Below are 2686 nucleotides of genomic sequence, written 5' to 3'. Positions count from 1 at the left end.
ATCTATGTGTGCGATGCGGCCACCCAGGTGCAGATCCGTCTCGGGAATCTGGAAGATGTCGAGCGGTCGGAAGGGGAGGAAATCGGCCTCAGGGTTTTTGTCGGCAAACGCTCGGCAACCGTGTCTTCTTCCGATATGGATCCGCAGATCCTTTCAGCCCTGGTGGGACGCGCTCTGGATATGGCCAGAGAGGCGCCGGAAGACCAATATGCGGGTCTCGCGCCCGAAGACCTGCTGCTGAAATCGGAACCGCATCCGATCGAAGGCGATGACGGACAGGATCCGGAACCCGAACTGTTGCGCGAACTGGCGTTAAAAGCGGAGGATGCAGCGCGGGCGGTCAAAGGGATCACCAACAGCGAAGGCGGCGGAGCCAGTGCCGGGCGCAGCATCGTGGCTCTGGCGACCAGCCACGGTTTCTCGGGTGCCTATTCAACCAGCGGTTACAGCCTGTCGGCCAGCGTGATCGCCGGAGAAGGCGACGGCATGGAACGCGATTATGCCTATGACAGCGTGCGCTTTCTGGAAGATCTCGACGATCCTGAAAATATCGGCAAGGAAGCAGGTGAACGCGCCATCTCCCGGCTCAACCCGGTGGACTTTAAATCTGGTGCGATGCCCGTCGTTTATGATCCACGCGTCGGCAACAGCCTGCTCGGCCATTTTGTCGGTGCGATCGCCGGCAGTGCTATCGCGCGGAAAACCAGTTTCCTGCTCGATGCGCTCGATACGCAGGTGTTCGACAGCGCCCTGACCATCATCGACTGCCCCCACCGCAAACGCGGTCTCCGGTCGAAGGCGTTTGACGGCGAAGGTCTGCCCACCGCCAAGACCAAATTGATCGACAATGGTCGCCTGACCCAGTGGCTGATGGAAAGCGCCTCGGCCCGCCAGCTGGGTCTGCAGCCCACCGGACATGCCTCGCGCGGTGTCGGCGGCGCACCGGGAGTGGGTGTAACCAATCTGCATATGGGCAATGGCTCGGTCAGCAAGGCCGACCTGATCAAGGACATCAAACATGGCGTCTTTATTACCGAGCTTATCGGAATGGGAGTCAATCCGGTAACCGGTGATTATAGCCGCGGCGCGGGCGGGTTCCTGATCGTCGACGGCGAGATCGGACCACCGGTCTCGGAAATCACCATCGCGGGCAATCTGAAAGACATGTTCAAAAGCCTGATTGCGGCCAATGATCTGGAATATCGCTACAGCATCAACGCGCCAACCTTGCGCACCGACAGCATGACGGTGGCCGGTGGCTGACATAGATTTTGACCGGGTTATCGCGATCGCCAAAGAGGGCGGGGCGCTCGCCATGCGCGACTGGCGGCTGGGAAGGAAAGCCGACAGGACCTGGTTAAAATCACCCGGACAGATTGTCAGCGACGCCGATATAGCGGTCGACCGGTTTCTGAGGCTGGAGCTGGAAAAATTGCTTCCCGAAGCCGGGTGGCTTTCGGAAGAAACCCACATTGATCATAGCGATGCCGGCGATGAACTGACCTGGGTTGTCGATCCGATTGACGGCACCAAGGACTATGTCGCCGGCAAGACCGGCTGGTGCGTTTCGGTTGCTTTGGTTCTCAATGAATCACCGATTTTCGGAGTACTTGTCGCCCCGGCAATGGACGAATTCTGGGTCGCCAAAGCAGGCAGCCACAGCGAAGTCAACGGCCGGCCTCTGATCGCCAGCCATCGCCAGCAATATGAAGGTTGCCGCATCCCGGCCGAAGAGTTGCCGCCGGAGCTGAATCTGGTAGCGGTGACAAAGCCGAACAGTATCGCGTTGAGAATGGCGATGGTCGCGGATGACCGTGCAGACGTCGTTGCCTCTACCCGCTGGGGCCATGAATGGGACATTGCCGCCGCCCATGTTATCGCCGCCGAAGCGGGGGCCAGCGTCACCAATGCGCTCGGCGAAACTCTGGTCTACAACGGCACCCATGGCAAGGCGCTCGGCGTCCTGTGCTGTTCGCAAAATCTATATGATGTGGCCGTGCACCGGATCGGCAAATATGTAACCGAAAACGGGGCTGAAGACTAAACGTCTAGGCAGCGCGCGTTCTGGTCCACAATCCGTCACGGTCACGTCCGCGCCTGTTGATCAGGGCTTGCCCGAAGGCTTTCACTATCCAGCCGAGTTTTTTGCCCCTGGTGGTATATATCCGCTGTTCGAGCGAAGCGCCCTCACTCTTTTTAATCGCCCTGCCGATATCGCCATAAATCCCGGCGGCGGCCAGTACCGCCCAGCGGGACCGGAACGGCAGGTTCGAAGCACCCGCGCGCGCGGAATTTTCATATTCTCCCGCAAGATCGCAAAGCCGGTTGATCAGCGGGATCAGGGCATCACGGCGGTCCTGGCTCATAATATTGTCGGGATCGAGGCGGGCTTCCTTCAACCAGGCATTCGGCAAATAGCATCGCCCGGCCTGCGCATCCTCGGCGACGTCCCGCGCGATATTCGCGAGCTGGAACGCCAGCCCGAGATCGCAGGCACGATCGAGCACTTCCTGATCTCTTGCTGAAACGCCCATCACGATCGCCATCATACATCCAACCGCTCCCGCGACATGATAGCAATATTGAAACAGATCATTCTCGCTTTCCGGCCGCCATCCGCGGGCATCGAGGGCAAAGCCGTCGATCATGTCATTGGCGAAGAAAATCGGAATGCTACATTCCTGCG

3 protein-coding genes are annotated in these 2686 nt (G+C 59.3%); 2 read left to right on the top strand and 1 reads right to left on the bottom strand.

Annotation, left to right across the window (positions count from 1 at the left end; translation table 11 throughout):
• A partial coding sequence (locus WBM93_RS13215) for a TldD/PmbA family protein (RefSeq protein WP_424432330.1) occupies positions 1–1263 on the top strand: 1263 nt, incomplete at its 5' end.
• The gene (locus tag WBM93_RS13210) at positions 1256–2044 is read left to right on the top strand and encodes an inositol monophosphatase family protein (RefSeq protein WP_424432329.1); all 789 of its coding nucleotides are present in this window, start codon (positions 1256–1258) and stop codon (positions 2042–2044) included. The genes WBM93_RS13215 and WBM93_RS13210, both read left to right, overlap by 8 nt.
• A gap of 4 nt (positions 2045–2048) precedes the next feature.
• Here the strand turns inward: WBM93_RS13210 and WBM93_RS13205 are convergent.
• The coding region (locus WBM93_RS13205; protein ID WP_424432328.1) for a phytoene/squalene synthase family protein at positions 2049–2686 on the bottom strand (638 nt) is incomplete at its 5' end.

The sequence above is a fragment of the Parasphingorhabdus sp. genome, assembly GCF_049667325.1.
Classification (GTDB): Bacteria; Pseudomonadota; Alphaproteobacteria; order Sphingomonadales; family Sphingomonadaceae; genus Parasphingorhabdus.
This window is presented reverse-complemented; position numbering and strand designations above follow the sequence as displayed.